At 55.1% G+C, this 15,732-nt stretch carries 13 protein-coding genes; 11 read left to right on the top strand and 2 right to left on the bottom strand.

All coding sequences use genetic code 11. The features are described 5' to 3' along the window. The first annotated feature begins 39 nt into the window (after nt 1-39). The 3 genes from B9P82_RS20290 to fadK all read left to right on the top strand — a co-directional run bounded on the left by B9P82_RS20290 (nt 40) and on the right by fadK (nt 3,349). A complete protein-coding gene (locus tag B9P82_RS20290; RefSeq protein ID WP_101700827.1) occupies nt 40-1,329 on the top strand; it encodes an FAD-dependent oxidoreductase in 1,290 nt (429 codons plus the stop codon). Continuing rightward, nucleotides 1,326-1,619, top strand: a complete 294-nt coding sequence (locus B9P82_RS20285) for a ferredoxin family protein (protein ID WP_016152887.1) — start codon at nt 1,326-1,328, stop codon at nt 1,617-1,619. Before B9P82_RS20290 ends, B9P82_RS20285 begins: the two co-directional genes overlap by 4 nt. Before the next feature lie 83 nt (nt 1,620-1,702). Then, nucleotides 1,703-3,349: a medium-chain fatty-acid--CoA ligase gene (gene fadK, locus B9P82_RS20280; RefSeq protein WP_101700826.1), complete on the top strand. Its 1,647-nt coding sequence runs from the start codon at nt 1,703-1,705 to the stop codon at nt 3,347-3,349. Between the two features lie 95 nt (nt 3,350-3,444). Here fadK and ppsA read toward each other — a convergent pair whose 3' ends face one another. Beyond that, nucleotides 3,445-5,823: a phosphoenolpyruvate synthase gene (gene ppsA, locus B9P82_RS20275; RefSeq protein WP_016152885.1), complete on the bottom strand. Its 2,379-nt coding sequence runs from the start codon at nt 5,821-5,823 to the stop codon at nt 3,445-3,447. Nucleotides 5,824-6,151: 328 nt separating this feature from the next. Here ppsA and ppsR point away from each other — a divergent pair, with 328 nt between their 5' ends. The 8 genes from ppsR (at nt 6,152) to B9P82_RS20235 (ending at nt 14,234) form a co-directional block, all read left to right on the top strand. After that, nucleotides 6,152-6,985: a posphoenolpyruvate synthetase regulatory kinase/phosphorylase PpsR gene (ppsR, locus tag B9P82_RS20270; protein ID WP_016152884.1), complete on the top strand. Its 834-nt coding sequence runs from the start codon at nt 6,152-6,154 to the stop codon at nt 6,983-6,985. A 126-nt stretch (nt 6,986-7,111) separates the two neighbouring features. Continuing rightward, nucleotides 7,112-8,158 carry a 3-deoxy-7-phosphoheptulonate synthase AroH gene (aroH, locus tag B9P82_RS20265; RefSeq protein WP_101700825.1) on the top strand — a complete coding sequence of 349 codons (1,047 nt, stop codon included), beginning with the start codon at nt 7,112-7,114 and terminating at the stop codon, nt 8,156-8,158. A 124-nt stretch (nt 8,159-8,282) separates the two neighbouring features. Further along, nucleotides 8,283-8,513: a hemin uptake protein HemP gene (hemP, locus tag B9P82_RS20260; protein WP_016156349.1), complete on the top strand. Its 231-nt coding sequence runs from the start codon at nt 8,283-8,285 to the stop codon at nt 8,511-8,513. A 74-nt stretch (nt 8,514-8,587) separates the two neighbouring features. Further along, nucleotides 8,588-10,573, top strand: coding sequence for a TonB-dependent hemoglobin/transferrin/lactoferrin family receptor (locus B9P82_RS20255; RefSeq protein ID WP_101700824.1), 1,986 nt, complete (start codon nt 8,588-8,590; stop codon nt 10,571-10,573). Nucleotides 10,574-10,620: 47 nt separating this feature from the next. After that, on the top strand, nt 10,621-11,652 hold the full coding sequence (gene chuS, locus B9P82_RS20250; RefSeq protein WP_101700823.1) for a hematinate-forming heme oxygenase ChuS: 1,032 nt from the start codon (nt 10,621-10,623) through the stop codon (nt 11,650-11,652). Next, on the top strand, nt 11,649-12,470 hold the full coding sequence (locus B9P82_RS20245; protein WP_101700822.1) for a heme/hemin ABC transporter substrate-binding protein: 822 nt from the start codon (nt 11,649-11,651) through the stop codon (nt 12,468-12,470). Before chuS ends, B9P82_RS20245 begins: the two co-directional genes overlap by 4 nt. Next, nucleotides 12,470-13,462, top strand: a complete 993-nt coding sequence (locus B9P82_RS20240; protein WP_032947022.1) for a FecCD family ABC transporter permease — start codon at nt 12,470-12,472, stop codon at nt 13,460-13,462. Before B9P82_RS20245 ends, B9P82_RS20240 begins: the two co-directional genes overlap by 1 nt. Further along, on the top strand, nt 13,455-14,234 hold the full coding sequence (locus tag B9P82_RS20235) for a heme ABC transporter ATP-binding protein (RefSeq protein WP_080858718.1): 780 nt from the start codon (nt 13,455-13,457) through the stop codon (nt 14,232-14,234). The genes B9P82_RS20240 and B9P82_RS20235 overlap by 8 nt, the downstream gene beginning before the upstream one ends. On the opposite strand, the gene selO is transcribed toward B9P82_RS20235, so the two are convergent. After that, nucleotides 14,231-15,673, bottom strand: coding sequence for a protein adenylyltransferase SelO (selO, locus tag B9P82_RS20230; RefSeq protein ID WP_101700821.1), 1,443 nt, complete (start codon nt 15,671-15,673; stop codon nt 14,231-14,233). The two genes, B9P82_RS20235 and selO, sit on opposite strands and share 4 nt — an antisense overlap. Between the last annotated feature and the right edge of the window lie 59 nt (nt 15,674-15,732).

The following is a 15,732-nucleotide window of genomic DNA, read 5'->3' as shown; positions in this document are numbered from 1 at the left end:
ATCTCCCGCTGCCCTCGCGGCGGGAAAGGAGCATAAAGCATGTCAGATGAAAAATTTGATGCCATTGTGGTCGGTGCTGGTGTAGCGGGTACAATGGCAGGCTACGTTATGGCCCGGGCCGGACTGGACGTACTGGTCATTGAGCGCGGCAACAGTGCGGGCAGTAAAAATATGACCGGCGGGAGACTCTACGCGCATAGCCTTGAGCGCATCATGCCCGGATTCGCGCAGGAAGCGCCTCTCGAACGTAAAGTCACCCGCGAAAAAATCTCCTTCCTGACCGAAGAGAGCGCCGTTACCCTCGACTTCCATCGTGAAAAAGACAACGCGCCAGCGCAGGACTCTTATACCGTTTTGCGCAACCGGCTTGACCCATGGCTAATGGAAAAAGCGGAACAGGCTGGCGTGCAGTTCATCCCCGGCGTGCGCGTCGACGCGCTAATTCGCGAAGGCAATAAGGTCACCGGAGTGCAAGCCGGGGACGATATCCTTGAAGCCAATATTGTCATCCTAGCCGATGGCGTTAATTCTATGCTGGGACGGTCGCTGGGGATGGTTCCCCCCTCTTCTGCGCAGCACTATGCCGTTGGCGTAAAAGAGCTGATCGGCTTACCGTCGGCGGTGATTGCGGATCGGTTCAATCTGTCAGGCAACGAAGGTGCAGCCTGGCTGTTCGCAGGCTCACCGTCTGATGGACTGATGGGAGGCGGATTTCTGTATACCAACAAGGATTCCATCTCTCTGGGCCTGGTGTGTGGTCTGGGGGATATTGCCCATGCCACGAAAAGCATTCCGCAAATGCTGGAAGACTTTAAGCGACACCCGACTATTCGTCCGCTGATTGCCGGCGGTGAACTGCTGGAGTATTCCGCACATATGGTACCGGAAGGCGGTCTGGCAATGGTTCCGAAACTGGTTGATGACGGGGTAATGATCGTCGGCGATGCCGCTGGTTTCTGTCTGAATCTGGGTTATACCGTGCGCGGCATGGATTTGGCGATAGCTTCCGCAGAAGCCGCCGCCCAAACAGCCATTGCTGCAAAAGAGCGCCAGGATTACTCGGCCAGTAGCCTGATGGATTACAAACGCGCCCTCGAACAGGGCTGTGTGATGCGTGATTTACAGCATTTTCGCAAGATCCCGGCGCTGATGGAAAACCCGCGCCTGTTCACCCAGTATCCCCGCATGGTGGCCGATATCATGAACGATATGTTTACCGTCGACGGAAGCCCAAATCAGCCCGTTCGCAAGATGATCATGTCCCATGCCAGGCAAATTGGGCTGATGAACTTACTGAAAGACGGCATCAAGGGGGCCACCGCACTATGAATCAGGACACTAACGTTAACGTCGACGTCAAACTGGGCGTCAATAAATTTAATGTTGATGAAGGCCACCCGCACATCATTCTGGCTGAACATCCCGACCTTAATGAATTTCGCAAGTTGCTGAAAGCCTGCCCCGCCGGACTGTATAAACAGGATGAGAGTGGAAATATTCATTTTGATTCCGCAGGCTGCCTGGAGTGCGGCACCTGCCGGGTGCTGTGCGGTGACACGATCCTCACACAATGGGAATACCCGCTCGGAACATTTGGCGTTGATTTCCGCTACGGCTAACGGATTTTGCATGTTGTACGCCGGATTGGCCCCGCCTGGCCATCCGGTCAGATGTATGCCGAAATAATCCTGGGAATAACTTCATGAGTATCACACTTACGTTTAACGCCGAACGTCGCCAGGCCTGGCGACAACTGGGTTTATGGGGAGATGCTTCGCTTGGCGATTACTGGCACCAAACCGCCAGAGCCATGCCGGATAAAATCGCCGTGGTTGATAATCATGGCGCTTCATATACCTACGCTGCACTCGACGATGCTGCCAGCAGTCTGGCAACCTGGTTTGTAGCCTGCGGGATCCAACCCGGCGATCGCATTGCCTTTCAGTTGCCTGGCTGGTGCGAGTTCACCATTATCTACCTGGCCTGCCTGAAAACCGGGGCCGTTTCCGTACCACTGCTGCCTGCCTGGCGCGAAGCGGAACTGGTGTGGGTACTGAACAAATGCAAAGCGAAGATTTTTTTCGCACCGACGTTGTTTAAACAGACCCGACCGGTCGATCTGATCCTCCCCTTGCAAAACCAGTTGCCGCATCTGCAACAGATTGTCGCCGTAGATAAACTGGCACCGGCCACCGCCTCGCTGGCATTCAGCCAACTGCTTCAGGCTCCGCCATTAACCCAGGTTATTAACGTTCACGCCGATGAACTGGCTGCCGTGCTGTTTACCTCCGGGACCGAGGGAATGCCGAAAGGCGTAATGTTAACCCACAACAATATCCTTGCCAGCGAACGCGCCTACTGTGCCCGTCTCAATCTCACCTGGCAGGATGTGTTTTTGATGCCCGCCCCACTGGGACACGCTACCGGTTTTTTGCATGGCGTTACCGCGCCGTTTTTAATCGGCGCACGCAGCGTTTTGTTGGATATATTCACCCCAACCGCCTGTCTGGAACTGCTCGAGCAACAACGCTGTACCTGCGTGCTCGGTGCAACCCCCTTCGTCTACGACATGTTGTGTAGTCTGGAAAAACGGCCCTGTGATCTCACATCACTACGTTTTTTCTTATGCGGTGGCACCACCATTCCGCAAAAGATTGCCCGTGACTGCCAACAGCGCGGCATTAAATTGTTAAGCATCTATGGTTCGTCGGAGAGCTCGCCGCATGCGCTGGTCAATCTCGACGATTCACTTTCACGCATGATGAACACCGATGGATATGCCGCCGCAGGCGTGGAAATTAAAGTCGTCGATGAAGCGCGCAATACGTTGCCTGCAGGGTGCGAAGGTGAAGAGGCGTCGCGTGGCCCCAATGTTTTTATGGGCTACCTCGATGAGCCTGAACTGACCGCCCGCGCGCTGGATAAAGATGGCTGGTATTACAGTGGCGACTTATGCCGCATGGACGAAGCGGGATACATCAAAATTACCGGGCGTAAAAAAGATATTATTGTGCGCGGTGGGGAAAACATCAGCAGCCGCGAAGTGGAGGATATTTTATTGCAGCATCCGCGCATTCATGATGCCTGCGTTGTCGCGATGCCAGACGATCGGCTAGGTGAACGGTCGTGCGCTTATGTGGTACTGAAACCGCCGCATCATTCGCTGTCGCTGGAATCAGTGGTGGCCTTTTTTAGCCGCAAACGGGTGGCAAAGTATAAATATCCGGAACACATCGTCATTGTCGAAACGTTACCGCGCACGGCGTCAGGCAAGGTACAAAAATACCAGCTGCGTCAGGATATCATTCAGCGTTTAAGCGTGGAGAGTGTGGAAAGCGTTGAAGGGTAAAATACCGGATGGCGATGCTAACACCTCTAATCCGGCCTACGTTGCATACTAACCGTAGGCCGGGTAAGGCATTTACGCCACCATCCGGCATGATGTTACTTCTTCAGTTCAGCCAGGCTCAGCCAGGTCTGCACGACGGTGTCCGGGTTCAGCGACAGACTGTCGATCCCCTCTTCCATCAGCCAGGCGGCGAAGTCTTCGTGATCGGATGGACCCTGACCGCAAATACCAACGTATTTGCCCTGTTTCTTGGCTGCACGAATCGCCATCGACAGCAGCGCTTTCACCGCGTCGTTACGTTCGTCAAACAGTTCAGAAACCACACCAGAGTCACGGTCCAGTCCCAACGCCAGCTGCGTCATGTCGTTTGAACCGATGGAGAAGCCGTCAAAGTACTCAAGGAACTGCTCGGCCAGCAAGGCGTTGGATGGGATCTCGCACATCATGATGATCTTCAGTCCGTTCTCACCGCGTTTCAGCCCCTGACGCGCCAGCTCTTCCACTACCGCTTTCGCCTGGGCAACGGTACGTACAAACGGTACCATCACTTCTACGTTAGTCAGGCCCATATCGTTACGGACACGTTTCACTGCGTCACATTCCAGCGCGAAACAGTCGCGGAAGCTATCAGCAATGTAACGGCCCGCCCCGCGGAAGCCCAGCATCGGGTTCTCTTCATGCGGCTCATAACGCTCACCGCCGACGAGGTTGGCATATTCGTTGGACTTAAAGTCTGACATACGCACGATAACGCGTTTTGGATAGAACGCTGCACCCAGCGTAGCGATCCCTTCCGTCAGACGACCAACGTAGAATTCACGCGGGGAATCAAAACCTTTCATCATGCCGCGGATTTCGTTTTGCAGCTCAGGCGTCTGGTCATCGAACTCCAGCAACGCACGCGGGTGTACGCCAATCATGCGGTTGATGATAAATTCCAGACGCGCCAGGCCGACACCTTCGTTTGGCAGACAGGCGAAGTCGAAAGCCCGGTCCGGGTTACCCACGTTCATCATCACCTTCAACGGCAGATCCGGCATGGTCTCCACGCTGGAACTCTTCACGCTGAAGTCGAGCATCTCAGCATAAACATAACCGGTATCACCCTCGGCGCAGGAGACAGTGACTTTCTCACCGTCCTTCATACGCTCGGTGGCATCACCACAGCCAACCACGGCCGGGATCCCCAGTTCACGGGCAATGATCGCCGCGTGGCAGGTACGACCGCCACGGTTGGTGACAATCGCCGCCGCTTTCTTCATGATCGGTTCCCAGTCCGGGTCGGTCATGTCGGTAACCAGGACGTCGCCAGGTTCGATACGGTTCATTTCGCTGATGTCCTGAATGACTTTGACCGGACCCGCGCCAATGCGGTGACCGATAGCACGACCTTCAGCAATAATTTTACCCTGAGCATGCAGCGTATAACGCTCCATCACCTGGCCGCGCGAGCGCACGGTTTCCGGACGCGCCTGCACAATGAACAGCTTGCCGGTATGACCGTCTTTCGCCCATTCGATGTCCATCGGACGACCGTAGTGCTTCTCGATCTGTACCGCCTGCTTCGCCAGTTCCTGCACTTCTGCGTTGGTCAGGGAGAAAATGTCGCGCTGCTCCTGCGGTACATCTTCAATCGTCACCTGCTTGCCGTGTTCCTGGGTTGGCGCGTAGACCATACGGATTTTTTTCGAACCCATTGTGCGACGGACGATCGCCGGACGGTTTGCCGCCAGAGTCGGTTTGTGCACGTAGAATTCATCCGGGTTAACGGCACCCTGCACAACCATCTCGCCGAGGCCCCATGCGGAAGTGATGAACACCACCTGATCGAAACCGGATTCGGTATCGATGGAGAACATTACGCCGGAAGACGCGAGGTCTGAGCGCACCATCCGCTGAACGCCAGCAGAGAGCGCCACGCCACGATGGTCATAACCCTGGTGAACGCGATAAGAGATTGCACGGTCGTTAAACAGCGAGGCAAAGACGTGTTTGATAGCAACCAGTACGGCATCAAATCCCTGGACGTTGAGGAAGGTTTCCTGCTGACCGGCAAATGACGCATCTGGCATATCTTCTGCGGTGGCGGAAGAGCGCACGGCAAAAGAGGCATGGGCATCGTCTGCTGACAGCTGCGCGTAGGCATCGCGGACGGCATTTTCCAGCTCCGGCTGGAAAGGAGTGTCGATAATCCACTGGCGGATCTGTGCGCCGGCTTTCGCAAGCTCGGTGACATCGTCAATATCCGTTTTATCCAGCAGCTCATAAATGCGCTGGTTTACACCGCTCTGGTCCAGAAACTGGTTAAACGCATCGGCGGTCGTTGCAAAACCATTCGGTACGGAAACACCCATACCGGAAAGGTTAGTAATCATTTCACCCAGGGAGGCATTTTTGCCCCCAACTCTGTCTACATCATTCATGCCGAGTTGGTTATACCAAAGCACCAGCGGTGACGAGCCATTGTTGGACATCGAACAATCCTTATATATGAACGAGGTTAGGAAACTCAATTTTGCGTAATTATCTTTGCATATTTACTTCAGCGAAAAAAACGGTGAATCGTTCAAGCAACTTTATTTTTTATTTTTTCAGATTGTTTCCGCATTTGCGCAAACCCGCGAGCCACAGGGGATCACCACAAAAACTACCGGTATAAACATTTGTTCCGAAAAATGAAATGTACTTTTCAGTAAATATAAAAATACCGTTTCATTTTACAAAATAGATGCAGCAATATTCGCTTCTGGCGAATTTTAATTTATGCTTTCAGAGAATTATGTCAGCCCCAGGATGAGCAAAATGGATAATGCTGTTGATCGTCACGTATTTTATATTTCTGATGGTACGGCCATCACCGCCGAGGTATTGGGCCACGCGGTAATGTCACAATTTCCGGTTACGATCAGCAGCATTACGCTGCCGTTTGTGGAAAATGAGAGTCGTGCGCGAGCGGTTAAAGACCAGATTGACGCGATCTATCAACAAACTGGCGTGCGCCCTCTGGTGTTTTACTCTATCGTTTTGCCGGAAATTCGCTCGATCATTTTGCAAAGCGAAGGATTTTGTCAGGATATCGTGCAGGCGTTGGTTGCCCCACTGCAGCAAGAGATGAAGCTCGACCCTACGCCGATCGCCCATCGTACCCACGGCCTGAACCCCGGCAACCTTAACAAGTACGACGCGCGCATTGCCGCCATTGATTATACCCTCGCCCATGACGACGGCATTTCGTTGCGCAACCTCGATCAGGCGCAGGTGATCCTGCTTGGCGTTTCCCGTTGCGGTAAAACCCCGACCAGTTTGTATCTGGCCATGCAGTTTGGCATTCGCGCGGCCAACTACCCCTTTATTGCCGATGATATGGATAATCTGGTGCTGCCAGCGTCCCTGAAGCCGTTACAGCATAAATTGTTCGGCCTGACCATTGACCCTGAGCGCCTGGCGGCCATCCGCGAAGAGCGCCGGGAAAACAGCCGTTACGCCTCGATGCGCCAGTGCCGGATGGAGGTTGCTGAGGTGGAGGCGCTATACCGGAAAAACCAGATCCCATGGCTGAACAGTACCAATTATTCGGTAGAAGAGATTGCTACCAAGATCCTCGACATCATGGGGCTGAATCGCCGCATGTACTAGAATGCTAGTGCATTGGTTCGATTTTTTGTTATTATGCTCGCCACCAGGCAGGATGAGTATGATATTGTGATATACATCACTTCCCGGTAGTCCTGCCGTTGAAGCAACAAATTTCTGAGACAAGTAATGAACAGAACCGATGAACTCCGTACTGCGCGTATTGACAACCTGGTCACTCCAGCAGAGCTTGCGCAACGGCATCCTGTTTCGTCCTCCGTCGCCCGTCATGTTACGGACTCCCGACGCCGGATAGAAAAAATATTAAATGGTGAAGACGCTCGTTTACTGGTGATCGTAGGTCCCTGCTCGATTCACGATCTTGATGCCGCCATGGAATACGCGACGCGTTTGCAGGCGCTGCGCGAAAAACATCAGGCGCGTCTGGAAATCGTGATGCGCACTTATTTTGAAAAACCGCGCACCGTAGTGGGCTGGAAAGGCTTAATTTCCGACCCGGATTTAAACGGCAGCTACCGCGTGAACCACGGCATTGAACTGGCGCGCAAACTGCTGTTGCAGGTCAATGAACTGGGCGTACCCACGGCAACAGAATTCCTCGACATGGTGACCGGTCAGTTTATTGCCGATTTAATCAGTTGGGGAGCCATTGGCGCACGCACCACCGAAAGCCAGATCCACCGTGAAATGGCCTCTGCGCTTTCCTGCCCGGTCGGCTTTAAAAACGGTACGGATGGCAATACGCGTATTGCCGTCGATGCGATTCGCGCCTCCCGTGCCAGCCATATGTTCCTCTCTCCGGATAAAACCGGCCAGATGACCATTTATCAGACCAGCGGCAATCCTTACGGGCATATCATCATGCGCGGCGGTAAAAAGCCGAATTATTATGCTGAAGATATTGCCGCCGCCTGCGATACCCTGCACGAATTTTCCCTGCCTGAACATCTGGTGGTCGATTTTAGCCATGGCAATTGCCAGAAGCAGCATCGTCGTCAGTTAGACGTTTGTGATGATGTGTGCCAGCAAATTCGCAATGGTTCGACGGCGATTGCCGGGATTATGGCGGAGAGTTTCCTGCGTGAAGGTACGCAAAAAATCGTTAGCGGCCAGCCGCAGGTTTACGGCCAGTCCATTACCGACCCGTGCCTGAACTGGGAAGATACTGAACTGCTGGTTGAAAAACTCGCCTCTGCGGTTGATAGCCGTTTTTAATGCTGTTCGCCGGGTAACATCACGTTGCCCGGTGCTAATCCTTTGTTTTCCCCCTCCTTATTGTACAAAATCTATTCTCGTCACAATTATTTCACAAAAAGGCTTGCCGCAATTTTGCGGTTTGATGATAATGATTATCATTGTTAAATTGATTGTTATTTTTAAAAACTATTCACGTATGGATAACACAACAACGCCCGCAAAAGAAAAAACACCGCCTGCCGTCGCGCCAAACGAGCGCCGAATTGACAGTAAAAGTCTGCTGGGCAAAGAGGGGCGCGTGATCATAGAACACGATGGCCAGCTCTATTTGCTGCGCCAGACACAAGCCGGAAAACTCATTCTGACCAAATAAACACCACTTTTCGCCAGCCACCCAGGTAATACCCAGGCAGCCAGCGCTTTTCGATTTCCTAATGGAGAGTTGCTATGCCACACCTGCACACTGCATCCCTGCGCCCTTCGCTCTTGGCGCTGGCGATTATCAGTAACCTGCCCGCCGTCGCGTATGCGGCGGTAGAAGATATGACCGTCACCGCTACCGGCAATGCCCGAAGTGCTTTTGAAGCACCGATGATGGTCAGCGTGATTGATGCCACCGCGCCGGAAAACCAGACCGCCAGCTCAGCAGCCGACCTGTTGCGTACGGTTCCGGGCCTGACCCTTGACGGCACCGGTCGCACTAACGGCCAGGACGTGAATCTGCGCGGCTACGATCGACGTGGCGTTCTGGTGCTGGTTGATGGCGTTCGTCAGGGAACCGACACCGGACACCTGAACAGTACCTTCCTCGATCCGGCGCTGATCAAACGCATCGAGGTCGTCCGTGGTCCTTCTGCACTGCTGTACGGTAGCGGCGCGTTAGGTGGTGTGATCGCCTATGACACTGCGAATGCCAAAGATCTGCTGGAAGCCGGACAAAACAGCGGTTATCGCGTGTTCGGTACCGCGGCAACCGGCGATCACAGCCTCGGTATGGGCGCCAGCGCGTTTGGTCGCACCGATACGCTGGACGGACTGCTTGCCTGGTCCAGTCGCGATCGCGGTGATTTGCGCCAGAGCAACGGTACTACGGCACCAAACGACGAAGCGATTAACAATATGCTGGCGAAAGGCAGCTGGAAAATTGACAGCGCCCAGACGCTGGCCGGCTCGCTGCGTTACTACAACAATGACGCCCGTGAACCTAAAAACCCGCAAACCAGCGCGGCGGATGCCACCAGCAACCCGATGACCGATCGCTCAACCATCCAGCGCGACGCGCAACTGACCTACTCGATTGCTCCAGCCGACAATGACTGGTTGAACGCGGATGCCCGCGTCTACTGGTCCGAAGCACGCATTAATGCGCAAAACACGGATAACACCGGCGAGTTTCGCAAACAAACCACCAAAGGCGGCAAAATCGACAACCGCAGCCGTCTGTTTACCGACTCTTTTGCATCTCACCTGCTGACTTACGGCGGGGAATACTATCGTCAGGAACAACAGCCAGGCGGCGCAACCACCGGTTTCCCGGAGGCAAAAATCGATTTCAGCTCCGGTTGGCTACAAGATGAAATCACCCTGCGCGACCTACCGGTTACGCTGCTGGGCGGTACCCGTTATGACTCTTATCGCGGCAGCAGCGACGGCTATGAAGATGTCGATGCCGATAAATGGTCGTCCCGCGCCGGGCTCACCGTTGCGCCAACCGACTGGCTGATGCTGTTCGGATCATACGCTCAGGCCTTCCGTGCGCCGACCATGGGCGAGATGTATAACGATGCGAAACACTTCTCGATTGGCCGTTTTTACACCAACTACTGGGTACCGAACCCTAACCTACGCCCGGAAACCAACGAAACGCAGGAATACGGATTTGGCCTGCGCTTTGACGATCTGTTGATGGCGAGCGATGCGCTCGAATTTAAAGCCAGCTATTTCGACACCAAAGCGAAAGATTACATCTCCACCAGCGTCGACTTTGCCGCCGCGACAACCATGTCCTATAACGTACCCAACGCCAAAATCTGGGGCTGGGACGTGATGGCGAAATATTCCGCCGATCTGTTCAGCCTCGACATGGCCTATAACCGTACGCGCGGCAAAGATACAGACACCGGCGAATACATTTCCAGCATTAACCCGGATACCGTCACCAGCAAACTGAACGTACCGGTTGCGCACAGCGGTTTTTCCGTTGGCTGGATAGGTACATTTGCTGACCGTTCAACGCATATCAGCAGCAGCTACACGAAACAGCCCGGTTATGCGGTAAACGATTTCTACGTGAGCTATCAGGGCCAACAAGCGCTGAAAGGCATGACCACCACGCTGGTACTGGGCAACGCCTTCGACAAAGAGTACTGGTCGCCGCAGGGCATTCCGCAGGATGGTCGTAATGGCAAAATTTTCGTGAGTTATCAGTGGTAATCACTTTTCCCCGGTTCGCCGGGGCAGCAATCTGGAAGGAAGAGACAATGAATCATTACACACGCTGGCTGGAACTGAAGAAAGAAAATCCTGGCAAATACGCACGTGATATTGCGGGATTGATGAATATTAGCGAAGCCGAACTGACCTTCGCGCGCGTCGGTCATGACGCCTGGCGCTTACGTGGAGAAGTGCGTGAAATCCTCGGCGCACTGGAAGCCGTCGGCGAAACCAAATGTATATGCCGCAACGAATATGCGGTGCATGAGCAGGTTGGTGCGTTTACCAATCAGCACCTGAACGGTCATGCCGGACTGGTACTCAATCCGCGCGCTCTCGACCTGCGCCTGTTCCTCAATCAGTGGGCAAGCGTGTTCCATATCAGCGAAACAACCGCCCACGGCGAGCGTCAGAGCATTCAGTTCTTTGACCATCAGGGGGATGCGCTGCTGAAGGTCTATGCCACACAGAATACCCTCATTGAGGAATGGGCTGCGTTGCTGACCCGTTTCATCTTCGCTGAAACCCCGCCTCTGGCGCTGCAACCCGCCCCCCCTTCTGCTCCAGCCACCGTCACGGTCGATGCGCAGACCGTTGATCAAGAGTGGCGAGCCATGACCGATGTACACCAGTTCTTCGGTCTGCTGAAACGCCACGACCTCACCCGCCAACAGGCGTTTAACCTGGTGGGCGACGATCTGGCCTGTAAAGTCGCAAATAGCGCTCTGGCGCAGTTACTCGACACCGCGCGCCAGGATGGCAATGAAATTATGGTCTTTGTGGGTAATCGTGGCTGCGTACAGATTTTTACCGGTGTGATAGAAAAACTCGTGCCGATGAAAGGCTGGCTGAACATATTCAACCCGACATTTACCTTACACCTGCTGGAAGAGAGCGTGGCAGAAACATGGGTAACGCGCAAACCGACCGCCGATGGCCACGTCACCAGCCTGGAACTGTTTGCTGCCGACGGCACGCAAATCGCCCAGTTGTATGGTCAACGAACGGAAGGCGAACCGGAGCAGACGCAATGGCGCGCGCAAATTGACGCACTGACGCCGAAGGGGCTGGCCGCATGAAAAAACTGCTGGTCCTGATTGCGCTACTGCCCATCGTCGCGATGGCTGCGTCCAGGGAACGGGTTGTTGCTCTCGGTGGCGATGTCACCGAGATTGTATACGCACTGGGAGCACAGTCTTCCCTTGTGGCGCGAGACAGCACCAGCCAGTGGCCTGAAGCAGCAAACGCCCTACCTGATGTCGGTTATTTGCGCCAACTCAACGCCGAAGGGATCCTTGCCACCCGCCCTACGCTGGTCCTTGCCAGCGCGCAGGCGCAGCCCTCTCTGGCGCTAAAACAGCTCGAACAGAGCAACGTCAGGGTTGTGACGATCCCGGCAAGCAACGCGCTTAATGTGATTGATGAAAAAATTCGCGTCATCGCCGAAGCCACCCATAGGGAGGCCGATGGCGAAACGCTGCGCACCCGCTTACGTCAGGAACTGGCGGCGTTGCCGTCATCTGAACTTAACAAACGCGTGCTGTTTATTCTCAATCATGGCGGGATGACCGCGATGGCAGCGGGCCAGCAAACCGCAGCCGATGCGGCTATTCGTGCCGCCGGTTTGCGCAACGCAATGCAGGGTGTTAACCGCTATCAGCCGCTGTCGCAGGAAGGTGTCATTGCCAGCCAGCCCGATCTGGTGGTGATTTCACAGGACGGCGTTAAGGCGATGGGGGGCGAAGATAACCTGTGGGCGCTGCCGGGCCTGGCGCAGACGCCTGCCGGACGGAATAAACAGGTATTGCAGGTTGACGATATGGCGCTGCTCGGCTTTAGCGTACGCACCCCGCAGGCCATTTTGCAGCTTCGCGCTAAAGCTGAGCAATTGCCCTGATGTCGCGACGTATCCGTTGTTCTTTGTGGACACTCGCACTCATGTTGGTCGTGATGACAATCATGGCTACCGGTTTTGGCGCGTTGCGCCTGCCGGTAAGTCTGCTTTGGCGTGATGGCGATGAGGCACTGCGTCAAATCTGGCTCACCATTCGCCTGCCCCGCGTCCTGCTGGCGCTGGTGATTGGTGGTTCTCTGGCGCTCGCGGGCTGCGTGATGCAGGGCCTGTTTCGCAACCCTCTTGCCGATCCGGGATTACTGGGGATAAGCAGCGGAGCCGCCTGCGCCGTCGCCCTGTGGGTAGTGCTGCCGGTCTCTTTGCCCGCGCTGTTGATGCTGTACGCCCCCATGCTGGCCGCTTTTCTCGGTGCGCTGGCGGCAACGGTGGTTATTTTTATCCTTAGCCAACAGCGCGACGCTTCACTCTCACGTCTGCTGTTGGTCGGTATTGCCATCAACGCGCTGTGCGGGGCGGCGGTTGGCGTTCTGTCGTGGGTCAGTAATGACGCGCAACTGCGCCAGCTGTCGCTATGGGGGATGGGCAGTCTGGGGGCCGCGCAATGGTCCACGCTGCTGGCTGTCACTTCATTGACTGTCCCGACGGTGCTGATCATCTGGCGTCTGGCACCGGCGCTGAACCTGCTGCAGTTAGGTGAGGAAGAGGCGCATTACCTCGGCGTAGATGTGCGTACCGTTCAGCGTGTTTTGCTACTTTGTAGCGCATTGCTGGTTGCCGCAGCCGTGGCGGTAAGCGGCGTAATAGGCTTCATCGGGCTGGTTATCCCGCATCTGATGCGCATGTGGCTCGGCTCAGACCATCGGGCCGTTATCCCAGGTTCCGTGCTGGCGGGCGCATTTTTATTGCTGATAGCCGACACGCTGGCCCGTACGGCGGTTGCGCCTGCGGAAATGCCGGTCGGTTTGCTAACCAGTCTTCTGGGCGCACCGTGGTTTTTATGGCTTATTTTTCGTCAGCGAGGACCTCATGGCTGAACATTTCATCGCTGAAGGGCTTCACTATCGCGTCGCGGGCAGAGCGGTGATTGACGACGTCACTCTTGCTCTCGAAAAAGGTGAACTGGTGGCGCTCATCGGCCCAAACGGTGCGGGGAAATCCACCCTGCTGCGCCTGCTGACCGGTTTTCTGAAACCGGCTACAGGGCGCTGCGTGCTGGCGGGTAAACCGCTGGATGAATGGCATAGCCAAACACTGTCGCGGCATCGGGCGGTGATGCGCCAGCAAACGCAACTGGGATTTGACTGGCCGGTAGAGGCCGTCATCGCGATGGGGCGTGCGCCCTGGACCCAGCGGTCGGAACCTCGACTTATCGCTCAGGTGATGGAAATGACCGGATGTACACCGCTGGCGGGCCGGCAATACGCCGCGCTTTCCGGCGGCGAACAACAGCGAGTACAGTTAGCCCGTGCACTGGCGCAACTTTGGTGCGACGGCGCGCCTCGCGGCTGGTTATTCCTTGATGAACCGACCTCTGCGCTGGATCTTTACCACCAGCAGCATCTGTTGCGCTTGCTGAAGACGCTTACCGCTTCACAAGAGCTGCATGTGTGCATTGTGCTTCACGATCTGAATCTCGCCGCACTGTGGGCAGACAGAATAGTGTTGCTGCACAACGGCAGGCTGGTGTCGCAGGGAACGCCTGAGGCCGTGTTACAGGCCGATGACCTGAAGCGCTGGTATGGCGCGCAGGTACACGTTGGCCAGCATCCGGCCAACGGATCCCCACAGGTGTTTCTGGCCCCTTAGCTTGAACAGCTCACTTCCAGCCGTTTGCCCCAGTCAGGTGGACGGCTGACATAGTCATCATCACGATCGACAAATGGGGTACGCAACGCCTCGTGTAACCGATGCAGCTCGGCGTAATCCCCCTGCTCTGCCTGATTAATCGCCCGTTGCGCCAACCAGTTACGCAATACCATCGCCGGATTAGCCGCCTTCATCTGCGTTTGTCTGTCTGCGTCGGCAATGTTGTCTTGCTGCAGGCGTGAGCGATACCGCGTGAACCAGTCGTCAAACGCTGCGCGGTCGATAAACTCATCGCGCAGCGGGGATTGCGCGCTGTGTTGTTCCGTCTGACTGAGCATGCGAAACGTTCGGGTATAGTCGCTTCTTTCCCGCGCCATCAGGTTAAACAGTTCACTAAGCAGTTCGTTATCGTTTTTTTGCTCGCTAAAGAAGCCAAGCTTTTGTCGCATCCGCTGACCGTAGCGTGTTAACAGCGCCAGTTGATAACTGTCCAGCGCATCATTAAGCGCCTCGACCGGGATAAATGGCGACAGAGTTTGCGCCAGACGTCGCAGGTTCCAAAGCGCCGCGGCCGGTTGATTATCGAAACTGTATCGACCCTGGTTGTCTGAGTGGTTGCAGATAAAATCGGGCACGTAGTCATCAAGGAAACCGAATGGACCGTAATCCATCGTCAGTCCCAGAATCGACATGTTGTCGGTGTTCATGACACCATGCGCAAATCCTACCGCCTGCCAGTCCGCGATTAACGTCGCAGTACGCGTGACAACATCGTTAAACCACAGCTGATACTTATCGGCTTCTTCCTGCCATTGCGGCCAATAATAGCGAATCGCAAAGTCAGCCAACTGGCGCACTTTTTCCGGCTCGCGGCGATAGTAAAAATGCTCAAAATGGCCAAAGCGCAGATGGCTTTGCGCCACGCGCATGAGCATCGCCCCTGATTCTACCGTTTCGCGATACACCGGCGTGTCGCTGGTAACAATCGACAATGCCCGCGTGGTCGGTATTCCCAGGTAATGCATCGCTTCACTGGCCAGGCTTTCGCGAATTGTCGAGCGCAATACGGCGCGACCATCCCCCATACGGGAATAAGGCGTAAGTCCGGCGCCTTTCAGGTGCCAGTCACACGTTGAGCCGTCAGCGAGCTGTTGTTCGCCCAACAGGATCCCGCGTCCATCGCCAAGCTGGCCCGCCCAGACGCCAAACTGATGTCCGCTATAAACTTGCGCTAATGGCGACATCCCGGGAAGCAACGATTCACCGCCCCAAACACCGGCTCCGGTTGGAATATCAAATAGTGTCTCTGGAATAGCTAATTGCTCCGCCAGCGCATCGTTATGCCAGATCAGGCGCGCGTTTTTCAGGGGAGTGGGTGAAAGTGCTGTATAGGTTGCTGGTAATTCATCACGCCAGCGGGTGGTAAAAGACAGGGTCATAGGGCCTCCTGTCTCTAGTGTAGACTGTTAAAAGCCTGTTAAACACCAGCAAATATGAG

This window comes from Citrobacter sp. L55, assembly GCF_002850715.1.
Taxonomy (GTDB): domain Bacteria; phylum Pseudomonadota; class Gammaproteobacteria; order Enterobacterales; family Enterobacteriaceae; genus Citrobacter; species Citrobacter braakii.
The sequence above is the reverse complement of the archived record's forward strand: the minus strand, read 5'-3'. Positions and strand labels throughout refer to the sequence as shown.

Bases quoted from the DNA above. Each gene is read 5' to 3' on its own strand.
- hemP (WP_016156349.1), top strand. From the start codon at position 8,283: ATGATAATGATTATCATTGTTAAATTGATTGTTATTTTTAAAAACTAT.
- selO (WP_101700821.1), bottom strand. From the start codon at position 15,673: ATGACCCTGTCTTTTACCACCCGCTGGCGTGATGAATTACCAGCAACC.
- B9P82_RS20285 (WP_016152887.1), top strand. From the start codon at position 1,326: ATGAATCAGGACACTAACGTTAACGTCGACGTCAAACTGGGCGTCAAT.
- ppsR (WP_016152884.1), top strand. From the start codon at position 6,152: ATGGATAATGCTGTTGATCGTCACGTATTTTATATTTCTGATGGTACG.
- B9P82_RS20245 (WP_101700822.1), top strand. From the start codon at position 11,649: ATGAAAAAACTGCTGGTCCTGATTGCGCTACTGCCCATCGTCGCGATG.
- B9P82_RS20240 (WP_032947022.1), top strand. From the start codon at position 12,470: ATGTCGCGACGTATCCGTTGTTCTTTGTGGACACTCGCACTCATGTTG.
- B9P82_RS20290 (WP_101700827.1), top strand. From the start codon at position 40: ATGTCAGATGAAAAATTTGATGCCATTGTGGTCGGTGCTGGTGTAGCG.
- fadK (WP_101700826.1), top strand. From the start codon at position 1,703: ATGAGTATCACACTTACGTTTAACGCCGAACGTCGCCAGGCCTGGCGA.
- ppsA (WP_016152885.1), bottom strand. From the start codon at position 5,823: ATGTCCAACAATGGCTCGTCACCGCTGGTGCTTTGGTATAACCAACTC.
- chuS (WP_101700823.1), top strand. From the start codon at position 10,621: ATGAATCATTACACACGCTGGCTGGAACTGAAGAAAGAAAATCCTGGC.
- aroH (WP_101700825.1), top strand. From the start codon at position 7,112: ATGAACAGAACCGATGAACTCCGTACTGCGCGTATTGACAACCTGGTC.
- B9P82_RS20235 (WP_080858718.1), top strand. From the start codon at position 13,455: ATGGCTGAACATTTCATCGCTGAAGGGCTTCACTATCGCGTCGCGGGC.
- B9P82_RS20255 (WP_101700824.1), top strand. From the start codon at position 8,588: ATGCCACACCTGCACACTGCATCCCTGCGCCCTTCGCTCTTGGCGCTG.